The sequence below is a fragment of the Rhizobium leucaenae USDA 9039 genome (genome assembly GCF_000426285.1).
Lineage (GTDB): Bacteria > Pseudomonadota > Alphaproteobacteria > Rhizobiales > Rhizobiaceae > Rhizobium > Rhizobium leucaenae.
The window spans coordinates 1-24,111 of the sequence record NZ_AUFB01000044.1 but is presented as its reverse complement, the minus strand read 5'-3'; the positions used below and the strand labels follow the sequence as shown (position 1 = coordinate 24,111).

General features: G+C 58.9%; 21 protein-coding genes and 3 pseudogenes. 4 read left to right on the top strand and 20 right to left on the bottom strand.

Translation table 11 applies throughout. The features are described 5' to 3' along the window. Window positions 1–7: 7 nt before the first annotated feature. Window positions 8–751, bottom strand: a complete 744-nt coding sequence (locus K290_RS0130520) for a FadR/GntR family transcriptional regulator (protein WP_028755169.1) — start codon at window positions 749–751, stop codon at window positions 8–10. A gap of 184 nt (window positions 752–935) precedes the next feature. Between K290_RS0130520 and K290_RS0130515 the strand changes: the two genes are divergently transcribed. Further along, window positions 936–1,553: a TerC family protein gene (locus tag K290_RS0130515; protein ID WP_028755168.1), complete on the top strand. Its 618-nt coding sequence runs from the start codon at window positions 936–938 to the stop codon at window positions 1,551–1,553. 97 nt (window positions 1,554–1,650) lie between these two features. Beyond that, window positions 1,651–2,736, top strand: a complete 1,086-nt coding sequence (locus K290_RS0130510; RefSeq protein ID WP_028755167.1) for a hypothetical protein — start codon at window positions 1,651–1,653, stop codon at window positions 2,734–2,736. Window positions 2,737–2,930: 194 nt separating this feature from the next. Here K290_RS0130510 and sucD read toward each other — a convergent pair whose 3' ends face one another. The 5 genes from sucD to K290_RS0130485 all read right to left on the bottom strand — a co-directional run bounded on the left by sucD (window position 2,931) and on the right by K290_RS0130485 (window position 8,021). Next, entirely contained in the window at window positions 2,931–3,830 is a 900-nt protein-coding gene (gene sucD, locus K290_RS0130505; protein WP_028755166.1) for a succinate--CoA ligase subunit alpha, read from the bottom strand. Between the two features lie 14 nt (window positions 3,831–3,844). Beyond that, a complete protein-coding gene (locus K290_RS0130500; RefSeq protein ID WP_028755165.1) occupies window positions 3,845–5,029 on the bottom strand; it encodes a malate--CoA ligase subunit beta in 1,185 nt (394 codons plus the stop codon). A 12-nt stretch (window positions 5,030–5,041) separates the two neighbouring features. After that, window positions 5,042–5,983, bottom strand: a complete 942-nt coding sequence (locus K290_RS0130495) for an HpcH/HpaI aldolase/citrate lyase family protein (protein WP_028755164.1) — start codon at window positions 5,981–5,983, stop codon at window positions 5,042–5,044. Window positions 5,984–6,006: 23 nt separating this feature from the next. Then, window positions 6,007–7,197: an aminotransferase class V-fold PLP-dependent enzyme gene (locus tag K290_RS0130490; RefSeq protein ID WP_028755163.1), complete on the bottom strand. Its 1,191-nt coding sequence runs from the start codon at window positions 7,195–7,197 to the stop codon at window positions 6,007–6,009. Window positions 7,198–7,379: 182 nt separating this feature from the next. Beyond that, window positions 7,380–8,021 (bottom strand): response regulator transcription factor, encoded by a 642-nt coding sequence (locus K290_RS0130485; protein ID WP_028755162.1) that lies wholly within the window; start codon window positions 8,019–8,021, stop codon window positions 7,380–7,382. Between the two features lie 388 nt (window positions 8,022–8,409). Here K290_RS0130485 and K290_RS0130480 point away from each other — a divergent pair, with 388 nt between their 5' ends. Next, a complete protein-coding gene (locus K290_RS0130480; protein WP_028755161.1) occupies window positions 8,410–9,312 on the top strand; it encodes an alpha/beta hydrolase in 903 nt (300 codons plus the stop codon). A 202-nt stretch (window positions 9,313–9,514) separates the two neighbouring features. Here the strand turns inward: K290_RS0130480 and K290_RS0130475 are convergent, their stop codons facing one another. The 9 genes from K290_RS0130475 to K290_RS0130435 form a co-directional block, all read right to left on the bottom strand. Continuing rightward, window positions 9,515–9,988 (bottom strand): RrF2 family transcriptional regulator, encoded by a 474-nt coding sequence (locus K290_RS0130475; protein ID WP_028755160.1) that lies wholly within the window; start codon window positions 9,986–9,988, stop codon window positions 9,515–9,517. A 75-nt stretch (window positions 9,989–10,063) separates the two neighbouring features. Further along, complete coding sequence (hmpA, locus tag K290_RS0130470; protein ID WP_028755159.1) at window positions 10,064–11,272, bottom strand: NO-inducible flavohemoprotein; 1,209 nt, start codon at window positions 11,270–11,272, stop codon at window positions 10,064–10,066. Window positions 11,273–11,635: 363 nt separating this feature from the next. Then, entirely contained in the window at window positions 11,636–12,115 is a 480-nt protein-coding gene (locus K290_RS0130465) for a DUF2231 domain-containing protein (RefSeq protein ID WP_245276711.1), read from the bottom strand. A 206-nt stretch (window positions 12,116–12,321) separates the two neighbouring features. Further along, window positions 12,322–13,740: an oligosaccharide flippase family protein gene (locus K290_RS35410; protein WP_051264266.1), complete on the bottom strand. Its 1,419-nt coding sequence runs from the start codon at window positions 13,738–13,740 to the stop codon at window positions 12,322–12,324. Between the two features lie 145 nt (window positions 13,741–13,885). Then, window positions 13,886–14,695, bottom strand: coding sequence for a CheR family methyltransferase (locus K290_RS0130455; protein ID WP_245276710.1), 810 nt, complete (start codon window positions 14,693–14,695; stop codon window positions 13,886–13,888). Between the two features lie 363 nt (window positions 14,696–15,058). After that, on the bottom strand, window positions 15,059–15,445 hold the full coding sequence (locus K290_RS0130450) for a hypothetical protein (protein WP_028755156.1): 387 nt from the start codon (window positions 15,443–15,445) through the stop codon (window positions 15,059–15,061). Between the two features lie 347 nt (window positions 15,446–15,792). Next, complete coding sequence (locus K290_RS0130445) at window positions 15,793–16,965, bottom strand: YncE family protein (protein WP_028755155.1); 1,173 nt, start codon at window positions 16,963–16,965, stop codon at window positions 15,793–15,795. After that, complete coding sequence (locus K290_RS0130440; protein WP_028755154.1) at window positions 16,962–17,798, bottom strand: creatininase family protein; 837 nt, start codon at window positions 17,796–17,798, stop codon at window positions 16,962–16,964. The genes K290_RS0130445 and K290_RS0130440 overlap by 4 nt, the downstream gene beginning before the upstream one ends. 146 nt (window positions 17,799–17,944) lie before the next feature. After that, window positions 17,945–18,910 carry a LysR substrate-binding domain-containing protein gene (locus K290_RS0130435; RefSeq protein ID WP_028755153.1) on the bottom strand — a complete coding sequence of 322 codons (966 nt, stop codon included), beginning with the start codon at window positions 18,908–18,910 and terminating at the stop codon, window positions 17,945–17,947. 134 nt (window positions 18,911–19,044) lie between these two features. On the opposite strand from K290_RS0130435, the gene K290_RS0130430 reads away from it, so the two are divergent. Next, window positions 19,045–21,078, top strand: coding sequence for an NADH:flavin oxidoreductase (locus K290_RS0130430; RefSeq protein ID WP_028755152.1), 2,034 nt, complete (start codon window positions 19,045–19,047; stop codon window positions 21,076–21,078). 200 nt (window positions 21,079–21,278) lie between these two features. Here the strand turns inward: K290_RS0130430 and K290_RS0130425 are convergent, their stop codons facing one another. The 5 genes and pseudogenes from K290_RS0130425 to K290_RS0130410 all read right to left on the bottom strand — a co-directional run. Then, on the bottom strand, window positions 21,279–21,545 hold the full coding sequence (locus K290_RS0130425) for a DUF2277 domain-containing protein (protein ID WP_028755151.1): 267 nt from the start codon (window positions 21,543–21,545) through the stop codon (window positions 21,279–21,281). An 85-nt stretch (window positions 21,546–21,630) separates the two neighbouring features. Continuing rightward, a pseudogene (locus K290_RS38600) lies at window positions 21,631–22,122 on the bottom strand (Rossmann-fold NAD(P)-binding domain-containing protein); the annotation flags it as partial. After that, window positions 22,117–22,680 (bottom strand): annotated as a pseudogene (gene gfa, locus K290_RS38115) (S-(hydroxymethyl)glutathione synthase); the annotation flags it as partial. The pseudogenes K290_RS38600 and gfa, both read right to left, overlap by 6 nt. Before the next feature lie 57 nt (window positions 22,681–22,737). Then, a pseudogene (gene fghA / locus K290_RS35400) lies at window positions 22,738–23,573 on the bottom strand (S-formylglutathione hydrolase). A 4-nt stretch (window positions 23,574–23,577) separates the two neighbouring features. Further along, window positions 23,578–24,111 (bottom strand): zinc-binding dehydrogenase (locus tag K290_RS0130410; protein WP_028755150.1); only part of this gene is annotated, 534 nt, incomplete at its 5' end.

Sequence of the window (24,111 nt, the reverse complement as noted above, 5' to 3'; positions counted from 1 at the left end):
GTTCAGCTCAGACCGAATTGCCGCTGGCAAGCAGAACCTTGGTTGTTTCGTAAATACGTGTCAGATGATGCTGGAACGCCGCAACGACGCCGTCTCGATCATGCTGCGCGAGAGCTTCGATGATCGACACATGATCACTGTAACTGGCATCGATGGCCCCCGGTTGCGACATGGCGTTGCGCCGGTAATTCATCATGTAGGTGTATAAATCGGTGACGAAATCGGCAAGCAGCGGATTCCCGCAGGCGCGATATATCGCGATGTGGAATTCACGGTCGCAAATCAGGAAACGCATCGCGTCGTCTCCGCTGAGACGCTGCGCTTCCATGAGGGCCTGCAGTTTCGCTAACGTCGCGTCGTCGATCCGTTCGGCGGCGTCGCCGACGATTTTCAGTTCAATGTGAAGACGTGCTGCATGAACAGACTCCAGATCGTAGCTGTCGATGGCACTCGGAGAAGCGATCATCACGGTAATGTGGCTGAGATCGACCTTCCCGACACGGCTGCGGCTGCCGTGCGAAACTTCGATGATACCCTGTGCGGCGAGGGTCTGGATGGCACCGCGCACTGTTTCGCGACTGACATGGAGAACATTGGCTAGCTCGCGCTCGCCTGGCAACTCATCGCCTGGCCGCAGCATGTTCGTCGCGATCAGAACCATCAGCTTCTCAGCGATGACGCCACGCGCCGTTCGGCGGGCGAGGCTCCGCGCGATATTCGGTACCTCGGTCAAGACTGGACTCTCGCCCATCGCGCCCTCCGGTCCACTGGTTGGTCCAGCAGATCAGTTAATTAAAGATCGTTGAGGAATTCAGTCAAGACATTTCACGCTAGGTAATCTCTCATGTCGATCAATCCAGAGTTCGTGCTGAAAACACGTGGAGGAAGCTCCGAGCCCTACCGCCCACCGCGGGCCAGCAATCGGACGATAACAAATGGATTTTTTGTCGGCTGCCGCGCTTGCCGCACTGCTGCAGGTCATTGCTATTGACCTCGTTCTGGCAGGCGACAACGCGGTCGTCATAGGAATGGCCGCGTCCGGTCTCGAAAAGGACCAACGGCGAAAGGCGATCTTCATCGGACTGGTCGCGGCAACGGTTCTGCGGATATTGTTCGCGACCGTCACCGTGCACCTTCTCGATATCGTCGGACTGACCCTCGCTGGCGGGCTTCTTCTTCTCTGGGTGTGCTGGAAAATGTTTCGCGAGCTGTGTTCCGCATCCGCGGCAAACCAGGCCGATCATGGTGGCACCGGTTACTCCGGGCCGCGGAAGACTCTGACACAGGCGGTGGCGCAGATCGTCGTAGCGGACGTCACAATGTCCCTGGACAATGTTCTGGCCGTGGCAGGAGTCGCCGCCCATCATCCCATGGTTCTGGTGGCCGGTCTTGCGGTTTCGATCGCGTTCATGGGTCTTGCCGCAGAAGCCATTGCACGCCTGCTGGAGCGCTTTCGCTGGATCGGATATGTCGGACTTTCCGTAATCGTGGTCGTCGCAATACGGATGATTTTCGAGGGTGGACTTCAGGTCTGGCCCTATGTCAGCCGATGATCCGCTGCAATTGGTTGGTGGGAAGTAAATCGTTTCAACCGCCAGTAATCTATGCTATCGTACCACCGCCGGGCCTCTCGTTCTCAGGAGGGATGTTATGAGAACAGAAGAGAGCATTCAAAGCACACAATTCGATTCGAAGGCGCCCGAGTTGCAAAAGCTCGAGGCGATCCATGAACGTCATCAGAATGCGGCATGGCGGAAAAATGTGGAGAGATTGGAGGAGTTGCGCCGTTCATTCTCGAAGCAGCAAAGCGAAGTCTTTTCGGCCGAGCTACGCGACAAAATTCGGACCACCATAAAGGCCGACCGATCACCGGATCTTCGAGGTCCTGGGATCCGTTACAACTCGCTGATCGCGGTCCAGGAGGCAGGCGTCGATTTGTCGGCACTCAAGGGGATCCATGATCATGCATACCGACAAGTCGGAAGATTTGTGAAAAGCAACGATCGGTTTCGACCCCACGAGACGGTAGTTGGCGGTATCACCGATATCATTTCGCAGCCGCCGCCTATCATTTGGATTCCTTTGCCGGACCCCGACAAGGAGAAATTGTTCTATCCGCCGTTCGGAGGATCGTGGGATCGTTTCGAACAAAATCAAGCATCTGGTGACGGGGCAATTGTCGCGAATAATTCCTATCTCGATGAGACTGCGCGATTGGGATCAAAGCTCGTCGCCAGAAACCACGATGCGTCCGACGTGGATCTTATCTGCGCCTATCGGGAAACTGGCTATCTGGTGCATTTCAAGACGCTTCGAACTGGCATTCTTCAGGTCAAGGCAGATCTGTCTGCTCTCATTTGTCGCCACAATATTTCCACCGACGATGAATGGGGCTGGTCCGATTTTCATGCCACGACACGCGGCAGACTGGTTCTAGCGGTGTTTTGGAACTGGGAGGACGTCGATCCAGCGAACGAGGTCAGCGATCAATGGTTTGTCGCGGGCCTTGATTGTAGTGGTGACGGCGAGAGCTTCCCGGGCGAAAGCGTCCAGGCGGTCCCAGGCGAGCGCCGGATCATAAACCTGTTCACGAGCATGGCATTTCCTGCCAATCAGAAGGTTTGGGTCTATGTCGGGCTCGCTGACCAGATATGGGCATTTCTTAATGACGTCAGCATCGACATCTCGATCGATTCTGCATGGCTGCTGAACTCGTTGGCCATCCGATCGATTTGAGTTGAATTTGGCGAAGACGCATCCACACTTGCTGGCTCGGCGTGTTGGATTCAAAACCTCTTCGCCACCTTCTCCCGCTAACAGACATCGTGTCCGCAAGAGTCAAACGCCGTGCTCCGGCCGCGCCGCTCGACTGCGTTGGCCTCTTTTCCAAACCAGCAAGGCAGATCACCGTCTTTGCGGGGAGTGCCTGCTCAAGCCGCTTTGCTCAGGGTGGACAATACCTCAGCCACCGTCTCGCCGAACGAGGATGGTGTGGGCACGATGGTAACACCTGCCCCCTTCAGAATCTCGACCTTTTCCTGGGCCGACTCTCCGAAAGCCGAGATGATCGCACCCGCATGGCCCATGCGCCGGCCCTTCGGGGCCGAGAGGCCAGCAATATAGGCGATCAGCGGCTTCTTCATATTGTCCCGTGCCCAGAGCGCAGCTTCCGCCTCCTGCGGGCCGCCGATCTCGCCGATCATCAGCACGGCGTCGGTATTCGGATCTTTTTCGAACAGTTCGAGCATGTCCTTGAAGGACGAGCCGTTGATCGGGTCTCCGCCGATCCCGACCGATGTGGAAACACCGATGCCAAGCGCCTTCATTTGGCTCGCAGCTTCATAGCCGAGCGTACCGGAACGACCGACGATACCGATCCTCCCGGGCAGGTAGATCGAACCCGGCATGATTCCCATCAGCGCCTCGCCCGGCGTGATCATGCCCGCACAGTTTGGGCCGATCAGCGTCATGCGATCTTCGAAACGATAGCGTCTCATATACCGCTTGACCCTGATCATGTCCTGGGAGGGAATGCCATCGGTGATGCAGACGCAGAGCCGGATGCCGGCATCTGCTGCTTCCATGATCGAATCGGCGGCGAAAGGCGGCGGCACGAAGACGATCGATGCTTCGGCGCCGGTTTCCTGAATCGCACCCTTCACCGTGTTGAAGACCGGCGTGTTAAGATGGGTCTGCCCACCCTTGCCGGGGGTGACACCGCCAACGACGTTAGTACCGTAGCGCTTCATATCCTCGGCGTGGAAACTGCCGATCTTGCCGGTGAAGCCCTGCACGATCACGCGGGTGTTCTTGTCAAGCAGAATGGCCATGGCGTGGTCCTCCCTCAAGCAGCTTTGTTTGCGGTGTAGGAACGCCAGGCACTGACAGCCTTGTCGGCAGCCTCCGCCAGCGTTTCCGCGATGATGATGTTTTCACCGGATTCGGCGAGAATGCGCCGGCCCTCCTCCATGTTGGTGCCGGAAAGGCGAACGACGAGCGGAACCGGAACGCCGACTTCGCGCAGCGCCTTGATCACGCCCTCGGCCACCCAGTCGCAGCGGTTGATGCCGGCGAAGATGTTGACGAGGATCGTTTCGACTTGTCTGTCGCGGAGCACGGCGCGGAAGCTCTTTGCCACACGTTCCGGCGAGGCGCCGCCGCCGATGTCGAGAAAGTTCGCGGGCTCACCGCCGGCGATCTTGATCATGTCCATGGTCGCCATGGCCAGGCCCGCGCCGTTGATGATGCAGCCGATGTTGCCGTCGAGGCCGACATAGGAAAGGCCGCGGTCGGACGCATAGGTTTCGCGCTGGTCCTCCTGGCTCTTATCGCGCATTTCGGAAATATGCGGCCGGCGGAAGAGCGCATTCTCGTCGAAGCTCATCTTGGCGTCGAGCGCCACGAGATCGCCATGCTTGGTGACGACCAGCGGATTGATCTCAAGCATCGATGCGTCATAGTCGAGGAAGGCGCGGTAGCAGCCGAGCAGCGTCTGCGTCGCGCGGCCGATCAGGGCATTGTCGATGCCGAGCCCGAAGGCGATCTCGCGGGCTTGAAAATCCTGCATGCCGACGCCGGGATCGACGGTTGCGCGGATGATCGAATCCGGTTCGGCCTCGGCGATCTCCTCAATCTCCATGCCACCCGAAGACGACGCAACGATCATGATGCGCTCGGATTTGCGGTCGAGAACGAAGCCGAGATAAATCTCCCGCTCGATATCCATCGCCTCTTCGACATAGAGGCGGCTGACCAGTTTTCCCTGCGGCCCGGTCTGGTGCGTTACAAGCGTGCGGCCGAGCATGGAGTCGGCGGCGTCGACGATCTCGTGGTCGGACGAACAGAGTTTGACACCGCCCGCCTTGCCGCGGGCACCGGAATGGATCTGCGCCTTGACGACCCAACGATCGCCACCGATCTCCCGGGCGCGATAAGCCGCCTGCTCGGGACTATAGGCGAGGCCGCCGCGCGGGATGTGGATCTGGTAGCGGGAGAGAAGTTCCTTGGCCTGATATTCGTGGATGTCCATGTCTGTTTCCTCTCAGCGGCTGGCGGTGATGGCGTCATGCGTGGCGAGCACGTTGCGCGCCATGCGCTCGGAGGCAGCATCGATCATCTTGCCGTCAAGCGACGCCGCGCCCTTGCCCTGGCTCTCGGCGAGCTTCAGCGCTTCGATGATGCGGCGGGCGCGATCGACCTCCTTTTCAGGCGGCGAGAATATGTCGTTGGCGAGCGCGATCTGGCTGGGATGGATCGCCCACTTGCCCTCGATACCGAGCGCGGCAGCCCGGCGAGCAGCGGCCTTATAGCCGTCAGGATCGGAGAAATCGCCGAACGGACCGTCGATGGCGCGCAGGCCATAGGCGCGGCAGGCCACCGTCATGCGCGACAGGCCGAAATGCCACTGATCGCCGGGATAGTCCGGATTGAGGCCGCCGATATTGACGGTGCGGGCCTTTAGGCTTGCGGCATAATCCGCGACGCCGAAATGCAGCGCTTCCAGCCGGCTGCCGAAAGAGGCGATCGCTTCGACATTCGCCATGCCGAGCGCCGTTTCGATCAGTGCCTCGAGACCCACGCGGGTCTTGTAGCCCTTGGCGATCTCGATCTGCTTGACCATGGCCTCGACCATATAAAGGTCGGCCGGAACGCCGACCTTCGGAACAAGCAGCGTGTCGATCCGGTCGCCGGCCTGCTCCATCAGATCGACGACGTCCCGGTACATATAATGGGTGTCCAACCCGTTGATGCGCACCGAGATGGTCTTGCCGCGGCCCCGCCAATCGATCTGGTTCAGCGCCTTTACGATATTGGCGCGGGCACGCTCCTTGTCCGGCGGCGCCACCGCATCCTCGATGTCGAGGAAGATATAATCCGCGTCCGAATTGGCCGCCTTCTCGATCATATCCGGATTGGAACCCGGTACGGCAAGCTCGCTGCGCTGCAGACGAAGCCGGCGAAGATGGTTGATGGTGTGGCTCATGATGCTCTCCCGGTCGCGTCTTTTCAGGCTGCCTTGGCGGCTGCGGTTGCAGCGGCGGAGCGGAACTGGTTGATCGCCGCCGCCACGCCTGAGCCGGCCTCGATCTTTACGCCGCAATCCAGCAGCGTCAGCTCGGCAGCGCCGAGTGCGCCCAGCACCATCACTTCGTTGAGCGAGCCGAGATGGCCGATCCGGAAAACCTTGCCGGCCACCTTGCTGAGGCCACTGCCGAGCGAGGTATTGTAGGCGCGGTAAGCATGCTTGATCACCTCGACACCGTCGATGCCCTCGGGCAGGCGGATTGCCGATACGGTGTCGGAATGCCATTTCGGCTCAGTCGCGCAGAGCTTCAGCCCCCAGGCGGAAACTGCAGCACGGACGCCATTTGCCAGATGATGATGGCGCGCGAAGATGTTTTCCAGACCTTCCTCGAAGATCAGATCCAGCGCGGCGCGCAAACCGCGCAGCAACTGTGTCGGCGGCGTGTAGGGGAAATAGCCGGTATCGTTGGTCTTGATCATGTCCTCGAAGGAGAAGTAGCAGCGCATGTGGCGCGCAGTCTTGGCAGCGTCCAGCGCCTTCTGGCTGACCGAGAGGAAGCCCAGGCCAGCAGGCAGCATGAAGCCTTTCTGCGAGCCGGAGACGGCGCAATCGACGCCCCATTCGTCCTGGCGGAAATCGATCGAACCGATCGAGGAGACGCCATCGACGAAAAGCAGCGCCGGGTGACCGCAGGCATCGAGCGCAGCACGGACGGCGGCGACATCAGACGTCACGCCTGTCGCCGTTTCGTTATGCGTCACGAACACCGCCTTGATCTTGTGTGCCTTGTCGGCAACGAGACGTTCGGCATAAAGCTCGACCGGCACGCCCGTACCCCACTCCATGTCAAGGCAATCGACTTCGAAGCCGAGGCGCTCGGCCATGTCGACCCAGAGATGAGAGAACTGGCCGAAGCGGCTCATCAGCACCCTGTCGCCCGGCGAAAGCACATTCGTCATTGCTGCTTCCCAAGCGCCGGTGCCCGAGGATGGATAGATGAACACTCGACCGTTGTGGTTCTTGAACACCTTTTTTACGTCGGCAAAGAGCGGCAGCGTCAATTCCGGATAGCGCGGCGAGCGCATGTCTTCCATCGGCAGGTTCATCGCCTGGCGAACTTGTTCGGGAATATTGGTGGGGCCGGGAATGAAGAGATGATTGTAGCCTGCCATGGTTCCTCCGATGCATGCTGGTCCGAGAACGAACGTTTCCTCGACACACAGACTGCCTTCTGGACGATCGCTCCACCACACTCCTTCGGGCAGAAAATAGTGCCGGATGGGCAGCGCATTTGCGGCCCTTGCGGGTGGTCGGTTCTCATGGGTGGGCAGGCGGGGACTACCCGACGGGTAGGTCAGCCAACCTTGCGGCGGCGTTCCCTGGCGTAAAGGGCAACGGCCATGGCGCGATTGCGCACCTCGAGCTTGTCGTAGAGATTCTTGAGATGGTATTTCACCGTATTTTCGGAAATTCCGGTGCGGCTGGCGATCTGGATGTTGGACCAGCCGTGGGAGAGCATGCCCAGCAACTCCGTCTCGCGCGACGTGAGCTGTTGGAACGGCGTGTTCGATATCTTGGAAAGCATCGTATAGGGAATGCAGATCCGCCCCTTTATAACGGCGGTCAGGGTCGCAAAGAGGATTTCCGGATCCTCGAATTGATAGCAAAGGCCATTAACGCCTAGCCGGATCGTCTCTTGAAGCACAGAGGGATCGTTCTTGTCAGCAAAGAGGACAACGCGCGGATCAAACCCGAGCCTGCCGATCTCCGTAAGCACATCTGGGGCGTCCGCGTCGTCCAATTGCCAACTAAGAAGCAGGCAATCCGCCTCGACAGCGGCAAGCTTCTGAAAAAGCTCAGCCGAGCTCTGCGCGGTATCAACGATCGCAAACCCGGGCTTGTTTTCAAAAAGTCCGCGAAGCGCTGCCATGACGAGTGGATTGCGCTCAGCGACCAGAACGCGCCCGATAACCTTAGGTGCATTTCCTGAAACCATGCGCCTCTCCCGTTGACGCAATAAAATTCCAGTATCTAAGTACCACTAGATCCCACCTTGCCGACCGGCACCATGCGACGGAACGTGTCCAGATTACCACGCGTCATCGCCGGACACGTCGTAGGCTCCCAGGATGTGCCACTCCTGGGCACCCTGCCCGGCGAGGGCACCTTGGCTCAGCCGCCGAGCGTTATTTGCTGCGTTCTTGCAACCGCGCAAAGCCGCCTCTATTCTACCGCCGAGAGCTCGAAAAACTGAGACGGCATTCCCTAAGAATGTCCCAACGGGACAGAACGAGCCTGGCGACATTGTGCCCCGCCGGCGGCAATCACATCTGCATCCACTGAAATCCAGCAACGATCCGATCCGGGCCTATTTGGAGATCAAGATGACGGACCACCGTGAAATCGATGCCATCCGCGCCTTATTGAGTTCCAAGCCGCGGCCCGTCGGATGGGCGGAGCGCCGGCATAGAATCGAGGAGGTCGGGGCTGCCTGGCCGATTGCCGACGATATCAAAGTGGAAGCGGTCGAATTGAACGGCTTCTCCGCGGAATGGTCATTGGCGCCGGGCAGCGATGCTTCGCATATTCTCATGTTCTTCCATGGGGGTGGCTATTGCTCGGGCTCGATCGTCAGCCATCGCCGCCTGGTGACCGAAGCCGGGCGGGCGGCGGGCGCACGAACGCTCGCTGTCGGCTACCGGCTTGCACCGGAAAATCCGTTCCCGGCGGCCCTTGATGACGCAATCGCCGCCTGGCGCTTTTTGCGCGGACAGGGCATAAAGGCCGAGCACATCGCCATCGGCGGAGATAGCGCCGGCGCGGGTCTCACCGTCTCGCTGATCAACGCACTGCTCGCCAGCGGCGAAGCCTTGCCGGCGTGCGGCTGGCTGATCTCACCTTGGACCGATCTGACCCTATCCGGCACGACGCTTGAGACGAAGGATGCGATCGATCCGCTCATTCACAAAGGCTATTTGCTTGAGCTCGCCGAAGCCTACGTTCCCGCGCACGAGCATCGCAAGGATCCGCGCGTTTCTCCGCTTTATGCCGATTTGAAGGGAATGCCGCCGCTTCTCATCCAGGTCGGCTCGGATGAAACCCTGCTTGCCGATGCCACAAGATTTGCGGCCGCCGCGGGCGAAGTTGGCGTCGAGGTGACGCTTGAGATCTGGCCGCGCATGATCCACGCATGGCCGCTGTGGAACGCAAAGCTCGAAGCGGGACGTCAGGCAATCGTGCATGCGGGAAACTTCGTTCGGCGATGCATCAATGGAGCAGAGAGATAGTATCAAACATCTCTGGAAGTCATGGCGTGCCCTCCGCCGCATTCATCACCGGAAGGGCGGATCTCGGGAAGGCGCAATGAAAAACCCGCATGAGCGCTTCTCGGCCGCAACGCTGTCGGCCGCCGCTATCGCCCCGCTCAGTTGGCTTCCTGTTTCACGGGGGTTCAAACGATTTTCAAGACATCGATGCCCAAGAGCGCAATCAGTAATTTGGCGCCGGGTTCTGCAAGGGCTCGGAAGTCTCGATGCCCAGAAGTTGCCGCAGGGCTACCGTCGGTCCGACGAGATCCTCTAGGGTGTAACCATCCAGGACGTCAAGAAAGGCTGCGGCTGCGGTTGCAAGCGCGCGCTTGAGGACGCAGGCCGGCAGGACCGCGCAGCCGCTTCCGCCCTCTGCCTCCATGCACGGCACCAGCGCGAAGTCGGGCTCGCAAGCGCGGACAATATCCCCGACCCTGATGGAGGATGCGCGTTCTGCCAGGCGCATGCCTCCCTGGCGACCGCGAACCGTTTCAATCAGCCCTTTCCTGCCAAGATCATGAGTGATCTTCATGAGGTGAGCTTTGGAGATTCCATAAGCCGCGGCAACGTCGTCGATCGTGGACAGACCATCCCTCCTGAGACCGAGATACATCATCAGCCGCAAGGCATAGTCAGAATAAACTGTCAGCCGCATGAGCGTCTCTCCCGATTCGTTTTCCGCATAATAAAATCGGGCGGCAGCGCGAACGCCAGCCGCCCGATGCTAGAATTAGGCAGCCAAATCGTCCGCCGGACCGAAGAATTCATAGTGAATCCTGTCCTTGGGAACGCCGGCCTTGGCCAATCCGTTAACGAAGACGGCGAGGAACGGCTTCGGTCCACAGAGATAGATGTCGGCGTCCTTCAGTGGCGTGTTTTCGGCAAGCCATTCAAGGGTAACGTAACCTTCCTGGTCGTAATGAACGCCCTTGCGGTCATCGGAATGCGGTGTCCGATAGAAGATCGCCGATCTTATCCCTTGGTGACCGAAGGTGAGTTTACGCACATGCTCGCCCATCGCATGCGCCTTCCCGTCCTCAGCACCGTGAACATAATATACATCTATCGCACTTTTCCTGGCGGTCATGTCCTCCAACATGCTGACCATAGGGGTCAGGCCGACGCCGCCGCTCAGCAAGATCACAGGCCGAGACGAGTTCTGCTTCAAGAAGAAGTCCCCTGCCGGAGCCGCAACATCGAGCACATCACCTACCACCACGTCGTCATGCAGATAATTCGAAACGGCCCCCGAAGGCTCGCGTTTAACGGAAATTCTGTATGTCTTGCCATTCGGCGCCGAAGAAATGCTGTAGTTGCGGCGGTATTCTCCCCTTCCCGGCAGCTCGATCCGGAACGTCAGGTATTGGCCGGGTCGGTGACGTACGACCAGCCCCTGATCCTCGGCTTCCAGAACGAAAGACGTGATGACGTCACTTTCGCGGCGCTTGTCTGCGATGCGGAAGCGACGCCATCCTGTCCATCCGCCTTCGGCTGAGCCTAGCTCGTCATAGACCTGCTTTTCCCTGCCGATCAGAATATCCGCCAGGAACCAGTAAGCCTCGCCCCAGGCTGCAAGCACCTCGTCGGTCGCCGCCTCGCCCAGAACCTGCTTGATGGCAGCGAGCAGCGCAGTCGCGACATGTGGATAGTGATGGCGTTGAATCTGCAGGCCGACATGCTTTTGCGCGATCCGTTCGACCGCAGGTCCGAGTACCGCGAGGTTGTCGACATTTTGCGCATAGGCAAGGATCGCCTGCGCCAAAGCCTTCGTCTGCCGGCCGCCTTCGCCCTGGTTCGACTGGTTGAACAGGTTGCGAACCTCCTCATCCTGGAAAAGCAGAACGTACATGGCAGCAGTGATTTCCGCGCCGTGAGCCGCCAGCGCAGGCACTGTCGCTCGCACGACTGCCTTGGTTGCCGCGCTCAGTTCTCTAGCCATTTCGATCTCCATAACTTGATAGTGACCGGATCGATGTATGCCCATAAACATATATCTACAATATATCTTTAGGCACTTAGGCAATCCTGTGCGGTTCTGTCACAGGTGGATGGCCATGGGACAAAAGAACAACTTTTGGTTCAGCGACAGGAGCAGGGAGAGAGCTGTTCTCCCGCGAGCGCGGGTGACCGAGGCATCATGGGATACCTTTGCCAATCTTGCGGAGAATGCGCTTCAGCATGGCACATGCGGCCAACTGTGGCTGCGGTCGGTAGCGACTGGAAGGTCACCCTCCTGGCGAGAGCCGCCGATCAAACCTTACCGGCACTCGCCAGATCTTATCACAAGCACGCTCACCGTTTTTCAGCGAACGTCGTCCGATCCGTCGGCAACGCCGACATGATGCCGATAGACCATTCCCCAGCCTTTCCAGCCGGTGAAGAGGAGGATCAGAACAACGATCAGTGAAAGGACGAGCCCAACCGGCACCACCGCCGCCTCTGCGTGAGCATATCGGGAATACCAGTTGTAAAGCTCGATCAGAACGACGAGGACGTTGCCGCCAGCGTGAAGCCATACGTCCTGCAGGTTGCGGATTTGGGCGTCGCCCAGGACGTCGGTGAGGCCGGCAAGAGCGGCCGGCGCGGCCATCACCAAGCCCGCCCCGAGCAGCCAGAGCGTGCCGGTGACCCAGGCTGTATTGCCGGTTCGCCAGAAGACCAGGTCGCAAACGAAGGTCGCAACGAAGAAAGCGATCGGGAACGGTATCAGCATTGCATGGACAGGATGGCCGGCAACGCTTGCCGTGCTGTGAGGATTGTGGGTGATCATATCGTGAGCCATCGTTATGCCTCCCGGAGGCTTGGCGAGCGCCGCCATTAGACCCACATCGCACAAGACGGGCTTGGCGGCAAAAAAGCCGATACATCCGAACGCTGGTTGCATCGGAATGTTCCATAACTCGGCCGGCTTGGCGAGGAAGTGTCAAAGCTGACTAGAGGCGCGGCATTGTCAGCGACCCCAGGGCGATAGAACGCGGATTTGACACCCTACTCCAGCGTCAGCCACCGAAGCCGCCTGGTCAACCCAACCAAGGCTTTCAACGCGGCGGCATAGGCCAGCGCGCCTGTGGCGATCTGAACGAGTACAACGATCCGCCATGGCAAGCCCTCGGAAAAATTCTGTCGGACAAGTGCGACGGTCGCGACCATAATGAGGCTCGACGGCGCGATCAGCAGGACCACGCCTTTCGAAATCTTGAGCCAATTCACACTGGCGATCTTAGATTGCAATCCAATGCAGGTTGCCAGTGCGAACGCCGCCGTGAAGCATTGAGCGATAGCCAGTTCCCGTAGCCCAAATCGCGCGACGGCGACGACGACTGCAAGCGACACGGCAACATTCAACAGTGTGATAGGAAGCCGGTATCGGATGCCGCCAACCACGGATAACGACGCCTCATTGATGTAACCGGGCGAAAGCAGCAATTGGCGCAGACAAAAGAAGGGGATTATGGAAGCTGCCGGCAGCCAAACGTCGCCAAGCATGAGACGTACGACAGGCTCGGATACCTGCGCCAATCCGAAGTACATGGGCGCGGCAATGGCGACGAGAATGAGAAGAAACCTGGCGCCGGCGGAGCCGATCGATCGCGTCGAATGCGCACGCCGGAAAACCACCCAGCTCAACGACCGGGCCGGCTCGGCCAGCAGCTCCGAAACAACCGCGACGACACGCTCGGCCGCACGGTAGAAGCCGGCATCCGCTACTCCGAGAAAACTCCCCACGACAAGTGTGCCCGAATAGGAGCCGAGAAAGACGACCAGACGATTGCCGACGATCTGGCGCGAAAATGCTGCGACCTCGACAAACATGGGTCTCGTCAAATAAAGGCGCGGCAGTCGCATCACGGCCGCCATCGATCCTATCAGCAGAACGAGCTGACAAACTATTTTGGCCGCCGCCAATGCCGACGCATGACCATGCAGGTGGAGCAAAGCCATTGCGGTGATCAGGCCCGAGAGTTCCCCCACGATCCTGACCATCGCACGCTGACGCAGGCGTCCGGAGGCGACGAGTGCTCCATCGAAAGCCGCAGTCAGAGCCGCGGGCAACATCCAGCAACTGAAGAGGGCAAGAAGCACACTCTGAGTTTCATCGCTCGTGAGTGTGTAGAAAACGGCTGCGGCGATCGCGCCGGCGGTGGTAAATGAAACGCCGCTGATAAGGGAGATGGTGGTGACTTGGTCGAAGCAGTCATCGCCATCTGGCGCTTTCATCATGAATTCTGCCCATCCGCCCTCCGCCATCACCACCACCAGCATGGCAATGGCGGAAACGAAGGCAAAAAGCCCGAACTCGGCCGGACTGAGCATGCGTGTCGCGACGAAAAACGTCGCGATTTGCGAAAGTTGCGAAACGATCTTCGCCGTGACGATCCAAACTCCACCGGATACGATCGCCGGCATGAACCGGCGTCCTGCCGTTCCCTCCGATCGTGGTTGATCCAGGTTTTCGCGTAGTGTCTCGTCGTTGGTCGATAATAACATTGTCGTGGTTCCGTACAGGAGGTCACCGGCCACAGGACTTCGGCGGCCGGCGCAAAGTCACGAGCTATCGCTCTTCAAAATGGAAGACGACCGAGTACCGCCAAGCACAGTCGGGGGCGCTGCGATCCAGCGGCTCCCGCGCCCAGCGAAGCCACGGCCAGCCACTCTTCGACTCCTCCGACGCCCATATCTCGTCTTGGCGGCTGAGCACTGGCCGGAATCCGGATGCCTTCAACACTTTGGTCTTGACGTCGAGGTCGATGCCGTCGACGACCAGATATCCACCCGGAGCGACCAGCCTCATCACGTTGCGGAGGCACCGCTCGGCCATGAGGTCATCCATAGGTCCCATGAAATTGTTCGCCAGCAGGAAATCCTGCCGCCCGACGAGGTCCAGCAACCGACCGTCGGTCGCGTCAGCCGTGAGCCAGGTGATGTCCTGTCTGAGCCACTCTTTCACCCGCAGCGAGCCATTCGGAAGAGGCTGTAAGATCTCAGCGAGCGACGGTACGTCGGCGCTTGCGACTTCCGCCCTTCCCGGGGCATATAGGCTTCCTTCAGCGGCCGGGACATCCGGATAATAGACGCCCCGCCTCGCAACCTCCACGACCGTGCCTGATATGTCCGCGCCGCGCGCAATGACGTGCAGATCGCTCCGGGCCCGTTTGATCGCATAGAGGACCGAATACAGTTCGGCCCCCGTGCTGCAGCCGATCGACGCGACCTTGACAACGCCGTTGCGCGGATATCCGGACGCGAGCGTTCCAATCACCGACAGCAGCGGCGGGTTGCGCATGAAATGGGTGTAGTGGGATTGAACCCGTGCGGTGTTCCTTGTGAACGTACGGTAGATGTATCGTCCGGTGCGGAACATAAGCGGCGTTCGCCGTATGGACCGTGGAATCGACTCCCAGAATGCGCGACAAAGGCGACGGGGAACCTGACGGAGGCTGCTGATATCAGTCGTAGTGGTCGACATCGAAAACTCCTTCGAACATGCCGCCGGCTCCTGCGGAGATCGGGCAGGCAACAAGGACTCGAATAGAATTGGAAACAACTCGCCAACCGCCGGGCTGACCTGCGCTGTCATAAAAGAAGCGTTTGAAGCTCGCCTAAACCCATGTCGGGAGACGTCGGCCAATTTCGGTGGCTTGGTCGTACGTGTCGGCTGGCTTCGAGCTTCACGCGTGCCGGAAGGAACGACTTGTCCTACCGAGCGCAAAGACGCCTGGCGGATCTACGCAAGACGCTTCGGAGGACGGTGAAAGCCCCGAGGATCGGGAGGAGACAATGGCGGCCAATACCATGCGAAGAATGTCCGCACGATCTCAGGACCTGTGAGCTGTTGCTGTGAAGTGATGATCGCGAAGACAGGGCAGGTCGCGGTGTGGCAGCATTTGCGATGATGTTTCGACTGGTGCGTCTGGTTGCTTGCGTCGCTGTGGTCAGCCTGGTCACACTCTTGCGAATTATCCAGCGAGGCCGATGTCGCCGTTATCTGGTACAGCTCAAGGTGGCTCGTTCCCGAGGGGACATCCGGAACGCCCATGGCGAGCGCCATAATGGCCAGCAAACCGACCATTATGAGGAGCATCTCAGCCAAGGTGATCCGGAGCTTCTTCATACGTAAGTTTTAATTCCGCCCACCCTTCGGCGCAATTCGACAAACCGGATCGGGTCGTGGCCAAAGGGAGTAACGACATGCCTGCAATGGGCTTGATCGTCCTCCATTCGGCCGGCTCATCACCTCGCCCGACTTGCCTGTCCGCGACCGATCGGAACAGGATGGCGGATGATCATCTTCGCTGCCGTTAGAGGAAGACGTTATACTGCAGTCACCCACGCCTCGCAGCCCCGCCCGCGGCCTCGCAATAGGGATCATCGCCAACAAAACGCTGGCGGTTTTTCAGCAGTCTGCTTGAAAGAATGGCAATAGCCCGGAACACTACTGCAGACGTATTTCCATCCAAACTAACGCATATTGCCGGTATGGCCTTGCGAATACCTGCCAGGTTGTGGCCAAACGGTCAGGCCGTGCGGCTCGACGCCCACTCGAACCTTTCTCACCGCCCCGGAGGTGGTGTCGAACATATAGACCTCGCTGTCGAAGCGACCAGATAGCCACAATTGTTTGCCGTCAGCGCTGACATTTCCCATATCGGGACTGCCACCGCCAGGTACCGGCCATTGGGCGACAACCGAACGGGTTGCGAAATCGATCACGGTTACGCTGCCTGGACCGTGTGGACCTGCTCGTTTCATATTGTGCGAGCCGCGGTTTGCGACAAAGAGCTGAGTTCCGTCGCGGCTGACGGTAAGTCCATGGCTCCCCAGGCCGGTCGGAATGAAACCGATCTCGCTTAAGCTGCTGCCGTCAATCAGGAAGACGCCGTCATTCATCATGTCGGCGACGTAAAAAACCTTGCCGTCCGGTGAAAGCCTGATGTCCTGCGGCATCCCTTTTTTGGACAGGGTGAGATTGCCGACGACTTTTCTGGCCGACAAATCTACTTTCACGAGGCCGCCTCCGGCAAACTCGCAAGTAAAGATCGCATAGGAATTGTCGGCAGCAAAATCCGCATGGTTGATGCCATGACAGGTAGGCGTTGGAATAAGCGATTGAATCGCCATCGTCTGTGGGTCGCGAAGCTCAAGCCGCCTGTATGCTTCATTGACAATGATCGCTGAACTGCCATCCGGCATGAAATACATGTTGTAGGGATCGTCTACCGGAATTGTCTTACCGGGTTTTCCCGTCTTCGGGTCAATGGGAGTGAGGCTGCCCTTGCTTGTCAGACCGGCGTCGTTGGCCACCCAAAGCGTCTTCATATCCCAGGACGGCACGATATGCTGCGGATGCCGTCCCACTTGAAATCTGTCGACTTCCTTTAGCGTCCCGCTGTCGATGACCGATACGCTGTCGGACCCGTGATTGGGGACATAGACGCGTGGCAGCGCACCTGTTGTCGCCGGCGACATGTGGTCTGACGTTATGTCCCTATAGATGTTGACAGTTCCCTGCGGCGTCGCCTGCTCACTGCACGCCTCCGCGCAGGGGTCGGCTGAAGCTGAGGCCGCTTGCAGCGCAACAATACATAAGACGAAAGCGGATATTGCCTTGAAACGATTGTGTCCTCTCGTCATTGCGGCCGCCGCTGATTTGCGATGAACTGGCGGATCGCATCGGTCGTCCCATTGACGATCATATCCACACCGATTTGGCCAAGTTCGGCGGATGATCGCGCCGGATCGCCACCGTAGACGCCGTCGGCCGCACCAAGCTTCGGAGCCGCGTGGATGCGATCCGTGCGGACCATTGATGGATCGATGGCAAGCATGAGCGATGTATCGGCTAAGCCCGCGTGCGTGCCGATTTCATTACTCTTTGCACCCGCGGACAAAAGCTTCTCGACATAGGCGCCTTGGGTGATTTTGTAATATTCAAGCGCCGCGAATACTCTCACTCGCCTATTGACCCATTCTCGGTTCAGGCGATCGGCTACCAAACGCTCGTCGGCTTGATAGCCGCCGTGATCGCCGATCAAGACAATGGTCGTGAAGCCGTGCAGTTTAAAGCTGCGGGCTGCGGATTCGAGCAACTGTTCAAAAATCTTGTCGCTGATCGAAATCGTGCCCGGAAACTTCATGTGTCCGGTCGGCGGATCGATCGAACCTTCGGGGACATACGATACCACAGGCGCAACCAGCGCGTTGCCGAGCCGCTCGGCTATCTTTCCAGCGAGATATTTCACTCGTACATCGTGCTTGCCGAGCGCCATAGCGGGACCGCTTTGTTCGACGCCCCCGATCGGCACAATGATTGTCGTTGTTCCAGATCGAATAAGATCGCGCAGTTCAGTCCAGGTTTGGTCCTCAAGCAGGACCGACGCGCTCGAAGGGTATGTCGAAAAGAACAGAGATGTAGACAAGACTGCGAGATAGATACCGACAAAGGTCAAACTGCGCCGACAGATCATGGTGCCTCACAAACCGCGTGTCACGTTCAGCAGTAAATCTGAAGCTGCCCGTTCTGACTTTATAGAAGCGTAAGGTAACGATTGCCTGAATATTCAAGCGCATTCTGCAGTTGTCATCACCAGGCGCCACTCAAGCCTTCTCCCGATCAGCGACCTGCCTGTTGCTGCCCGTCCTCGAACGTTAGAAGATCGGTCAGTTGTTCCAGTTCTTTGGCCATCTGCAACGCCAACCATTCGCTGATTTCTGCGACGATGGGGCGAAGCGATCTGGAACGCGGGGCGATCAAGCGATGGTAGCGGCCGGTTTTGAAGAGCCGGTCGGAGGCAGGCAACAAAGTGCCGTTCAACAAAGCAGTCGATATGACGCTGATCCAGCCGAGGGCAATCCCCTCGCCCCTGATCGCCGCCTCCAAGATCACAGCATAGTCCGAAAACTCGTGCCAGCTTCCTTTCATCGTGGTCCGGTTGGCAACGCTTCCCCAAACCCGACCCCATTCCCTGAGATCATGGTCGGTCAGGTGGAGGAAGACATGCCCGTGCCCATTGCCTTCATGGTTCAGCTTGCCATGCGCCTCAAGATAGCCCGGGCTGCACACGGGAACGATCACTTCCGGTGCGAAATCCCACCAATAATAATGGGGGTCATCGTCGCTGATGATGCGCGTCGCCAAATCAATATTATCAGGCACTCCCCGCATGATGCCGGAAATGAGATCGAATCTGAGATCGACATCGGGAAACCGCGCCTTGAACGCACCAAGCCTCGGCACGAGCCAATGTGCTGCGAAAGAGCTTGAGAGCGATAGGGTAACTACCGTCTTTGAAACTTTCTCCTGCTCCTGAATCGCCGTGATTGCAGCGCCAATGGTACCAAGACCCTCGCGTACGGCAGCATAAAGCGACCTGCCTTGATCCGTCAGTTCCAAGCCTTTCGGGCTGCGGTCGAAGAGCCGAATACCCAATTCCCGTTCGAGTTGGGCGATGCTACGGCTGATCGAGGGCTGGGTGACGTTGAATTCACCCGCAGTAGCGGTCAAGCTGCGATTTCTGGCTGCGGCCTCGAATACGAACAGGCCTCTGGCGGAAGGAACTAGACGCGAGATTGTCGACATACGCCCAGCGTATACCCCCACTAATTATTTTCAACATTCACGGCCTTGCGAATATTTGAAATCATCCGGAAAGCGGATCAACCACAGCAAGAGATACTTTCTTGGACCAGAGCTCTGTCTTCGCGCATGACAATATGGAGGCCGGGGGCGCCGACCCTCTCCTTCAGCCCTTTCGCATCAAACGGCTAGAGTTGCGAAACCGGGTGGTCAGCACCAGCCATGCATCAATGCTCGATGAAGGCGGACTGCCGTTGGAGAAATACATCCGCTATCATGAGGAGAAAGCGCGCGGCGGCCTCGCGATGACGATGATCGGCGGATCGGCGATGACCTCGCTGGATTCGAGCTGGGGCGGCGGGCAATTGGATCTCACCAGTGATCGTATCATCGCTCACCTGCAGAACCTGGCGGACCGCGTGCATGCACAGGGAGCGGTCGTCGTGTCGCAAGTCTCGCATCTCGGCAGACGAGCGACCGGCTATGGCGGCAATTGGCTGCCGGCGCTCGCCCCTTCCCGGGTTCGCGAGATACGCAACCGCAACTTTCCGAAGGAAATGGATGATGCGGATATAAGACGCATTGTCCGGGACTACGCCGATGCCGCGAAGAGATGTCTCGAAGGTGGGCTTGACGGTGTCGAAACGGTGACCGGAGGTCATCTCATCGGACAATTTCTGTCGCCGCTCACCAACAAGCGGAACGATGCCTACGGCGGTTCGGTCGCCAACCGGGCCCGGTTTGGCCTGATGGTGCACGAGGCGATCCGCAAGGCCGTCGGCGACGATTTCCTGGTTGGAATCCGGTTTGTGATCGATGAAGGGACAGAGGGTGGATCGGACTTTGAAGACTGCCTCGAACAAGCGTCGCTTTTCGAACGCGAAGGCTTTCTGGACTACTTCAACTGCATCTATGGCAGCATGGATACCGATTTGGCCCTGACCGAAACCAATATGCCGGGGCTCTTCCAGAAGAGCGCACCGTTTCTGGAGCATGTTGCGAAGTTCAGGCGTGCGACCAGGCTTCCCTTGATCCACGCCGCCGCCGTCAGGGATGTGGCCACGGCGCGCCACGCCATTCGTGACGACATCGTCGATCTCATCGGTATGACGCGCGCCCACATGGCCGATCCGTACATCGTCAACAAGATCATCAACGGTGAAGAAGATCGCATTCGCCCCTGTGTCGGAGCGTCTTACTGTCTCTATAAGAAGGTTCATTGCATCCACAATCCGGCAAGCGGACGCGAAACACGCTTAAACCATCATATTGATCGCGCAACCACGCGGAAGCGCGTGGTCGTTGTCGGCGGTGGTCCCGCGGGGATGGAAGCTGCACGAGTATCCGCCGAACGCGGCCACGACGTCGTGCTTTTCGAAGCGGGTTCGAGATTGGGCGGACAGATCCTGATTGCAACAAGAGCATCCGACCGAAAAGATCTGCTGGGCATTGTTGACTGGCGCGTTCGTGAACTCGAACATCTCGGTGTCGACGTCCGTTGCAATGCCTACGCAAACGCGGAGATGGTATTGGCGGAACGGCCCGACATCGCGGTGATCGCGACAGGCGGCATTCCCGATATGGAATGGCTCGAGGGCGCCGAACTTTGCGACAGCGTCTGGGATGTGCTTGGCGGCTCGGTTGCCGCCAAGGCCGACATCCTCGTCTATGATGGAACGGGCCGTCAGGCGGCACTCTCGTGTGGGATTCAGCTTGCCTCTGAGGGCGCGTCCGTCTGCGTTGCGACGCCAGACGACGCGTTGGCAATCGAAACGCCCTATCCCGATAAGGTCGGCTTCCGCAAGCGCATCGCCGAACGCGGCGTTCGATCCCTGGTCGATATCAGACTTGTGAGGGTTTATCGGACAGCGGGCAAACTGATCGCGGTGTTCCGCAACGAATTCACTCAAGCTGAAACAGAGATCGCCACGGATCAGGTCATCATCGAAAACGGCACCGTTCCAGCCGAGGATGTCTACCAAGATCTCAAGCCCAAATCGGCAAATCAGGGCGTGACCGACATCGCGCTTCTGCTTGGCGACACGACAATGGACGTTCTCCCGACAGAGGCGAAAGCACATTTTGAGCTTCACCGAATTGGCGACGCCATCGCCAGCAGAGACATCTATGCCTCGATCCAGGACGCCTATCGACTGTGTTCCAAACTCTAACCTGGATGGAGGAAATTACCCGGAGCTAGGGTTCCAGGCTCAGCAGTTGCGGCGACGAGCAAAAATGTGCGAGCCTCTTCATTGCCGCTCCTTGAGCGCGTCCCGGTGCAGCCAAGTTGCGGACCTGGACTGCCATGTGGCCACCACGTGTAAAAGCGAGCAGACCTTCCACCTTCGATGCCGGCTTTCTGGCCGCGCGTCTACGCGAACCGGGTTGCTGTTCGCGCGCGCGCCTTTGCCGCTACTTCCTCACGGTCGCGAGGAGGCTGCGAAGTCTCCAACGAATCGAGCAGTTCGCGCGCGCAGTTCGCGATCGAACGGACGGCACGCTCGAACGCGGCCTCATTGCGTTTCGACGGTTTCGCCGTTCCGCTCACCTTCCGCACGAACTGGAGCGCGGCGTCATGAATCTCCTCGTCCGTCGCCGGTGGATCGAAATTAAAAAGAGGTTTTATGTTCCGGCACATGACTTGCTCCTGGTTTTCTCTCTGTCACTGAAGGGCTCATATAGGTCTCTTTTTTCCCTATTCGGAATTCCGCCGACTTGCACCGTTAAATCCCGATTGCCTTGTAAGCGTCGCCAATCTCCTTGAGGGCAACGTAATACGCAGCCGTTCGGAAATCTCTGATCTCCGGGTGTTCGCTGAGCACGGTGGCCATACGATGATACGCTCCGCGCATCACGTCGTCCAAACCCGATCGAACCAGATCGATCTCGCTGCCTCCTTCGAGGAACTCGTCCCTCATGTGTTCCGGGAAGTCCTTGCCAGTCATGGACTCCATCGCGCTGGTGATCTGCGCGTTTCGCCTTTCGCGACGTCGGCGCTCCATCAGGCCGAATGGGATATGAGTCAGGTTTTTCACCCATTCGAAATAGCTGACGATGACCCCGCCGGCGTTCACGAAAAGATCCGGGAGGATGATCACGCCCTTCTCCAATAACTCCTTCTCGGCTTGGAAGGATACCGGACCGTTTGCGGCCTCGGCTACCAGCTTGGCGCGGATTCGCCCGGTGTTCTCGATCGTGATCGCGTTCTCCATCGCGCCACTCTTCTTGGCGGTCCACGTCGCGATGTAGTCCATCAGGCCGGGCGAGAGGCAATCATAGGCCTCCAGCTCGGACGACCTCAGCTTCGACCTGACCTCGTCGATCTTCGAAGGATCAAAACCGCTCTCGATGATCGAGGAGACAAAGGCCGCAAAGCCGGGCTGTGCCCAACCCTTGCCTTCAAAGCGCTCGGGATGGATGAACGACAAGCCCTGGAACGGATGCTCTCGCTCGACCGGCCCGTGCATGTGGACCCCGCATTCCTTGCAGGCATGGCGCTGGATCAGGGCGGCCGGATCGACCACCGCGAGCTTGTTGCCGTTTTCAAGAACTTCGATCTTGTCCGTCGGAGCGACTGCCACGACCGAGAAATTCGCGCCGGCAGGCTTCCAGCACTTCGTGCAGCCGCAGGCGTGATTGTGAGCGATATCGCCGCTGACCTTCACCTTCACCGGGTTGCTTGCGCAATTGCAGACGAGCGTACCGCCCGAAAAGCTGGCGTCCGTCGCCCGGTAACCGGAATCCACGACGGGGTGGATATTGATGCTACTTATGGGGTGTTTTCCCTCCCTGCTGGGCCGGAGCGGAATGCTCCGACCGACCTAATGCCCCTACTTCGCCCGTCTTTCCGCATGCCAGCGAAGGTGGTCATCCATGAACGTCGAAATGAAGAAGTAGGAATGGCCGTATCCCTCCTGCATTCTCAACGTAAGTTTTATGCCGGCCGCCTCGCAGGCGTTCTTGAGCTCGGCGGGTCTCAATCCGTCCGCGAGGAATGCGTCGGCGCTTCCCTGATCTACAAAGAGTTCCGGAAGGCGCCGGCCGTCCTCGATGAGGGCGCAAGAGTCGTACGATCGCCAAGTGGCCTCGTCGACACCAAGATACTTCTCGAATGCTGGCCTCGACCAACCTGCTACGCTCGGGTGGCAGATGGGAGCGAACGCCGAGCAGCTTCGGAACCGTCCGGAATTCTTCAGGGCGATCGTGATTGCGCCATGGCCGCCCATCGAATGACCAAAAATCCCCTGACGCGTCATGTCGGCAGGGAACTCGGCGCAACGAGTTCAGGCAGCTCGTCCGCGATGTAGCTATACATGCGATAGTTCGCGGAGAATGGTGGCTCGGTGGCGTCCACGTAGAAACCCGCCCCCTTTCCGAACTGTCAATTGTCCGGTTCATCGGGAATGTTATCGCCGCGCGGGCTGGTGTCGGGGCACACCACGATGACGCCAAGCTCTGCGGCAAGACGTCGATATTCCCCCTTCTCCATGACGTTTGCGTGGGTGCACGTGAGGCCGGACAGATACCAGAGGACTGGCAGCTTCCGCTCCGAGGCTTGCGGCGGCACGAACACGGCGAACGTCATATCGCATCCGCAAGCCTCTGAAACGTGAGAGTACACGCCTTGAACGCCACCGAACGACTTTTCGGTCGAGATCGTCTTCATGGCGCTAGTAGACCACCACGCCGCGGATCGACTCGCCCTTATGCATGAGTTCGAAGCCCTTGTTGATGTCTTCGAGCGGCATGGTGTGAGTGATCATCGGATCGATCTGGATCTTGCCCTCCATATACCAGTCGACGATCTTCGGCACATCCGTGCGGCCCCGGGCGCCACCGAAGGCCGTGCCCATCCAGTTGCGGCCGGTGACGAGCTGGAAGGGACGCGTCGAGATCTCCTGGCCAGCGCCGGCCACCCCGATGATAACAGACTTGCCCCAGCCGCGGTGCGAGGCCTCGAGCGCCTGGCGCATGACCTTGGTGTTGCCGGTGCAGTCGAAGGTGTAGTCGGCCCCGCCGATCAGATCGCCGTGCCGCTTCGTCATATTGACGAGATAGGGAACGATGTCATCGCCGACCTCCTTCGGATTGACGAAGTGGGTCATGCCGAACTTCTCACCCCAGGCCTTGCGGTCCGGGTTGATGTCGACACCGATGATCATGTCGGCGCCGGCAAGACGCAGGCCCTGCAGCACATTGAGGCC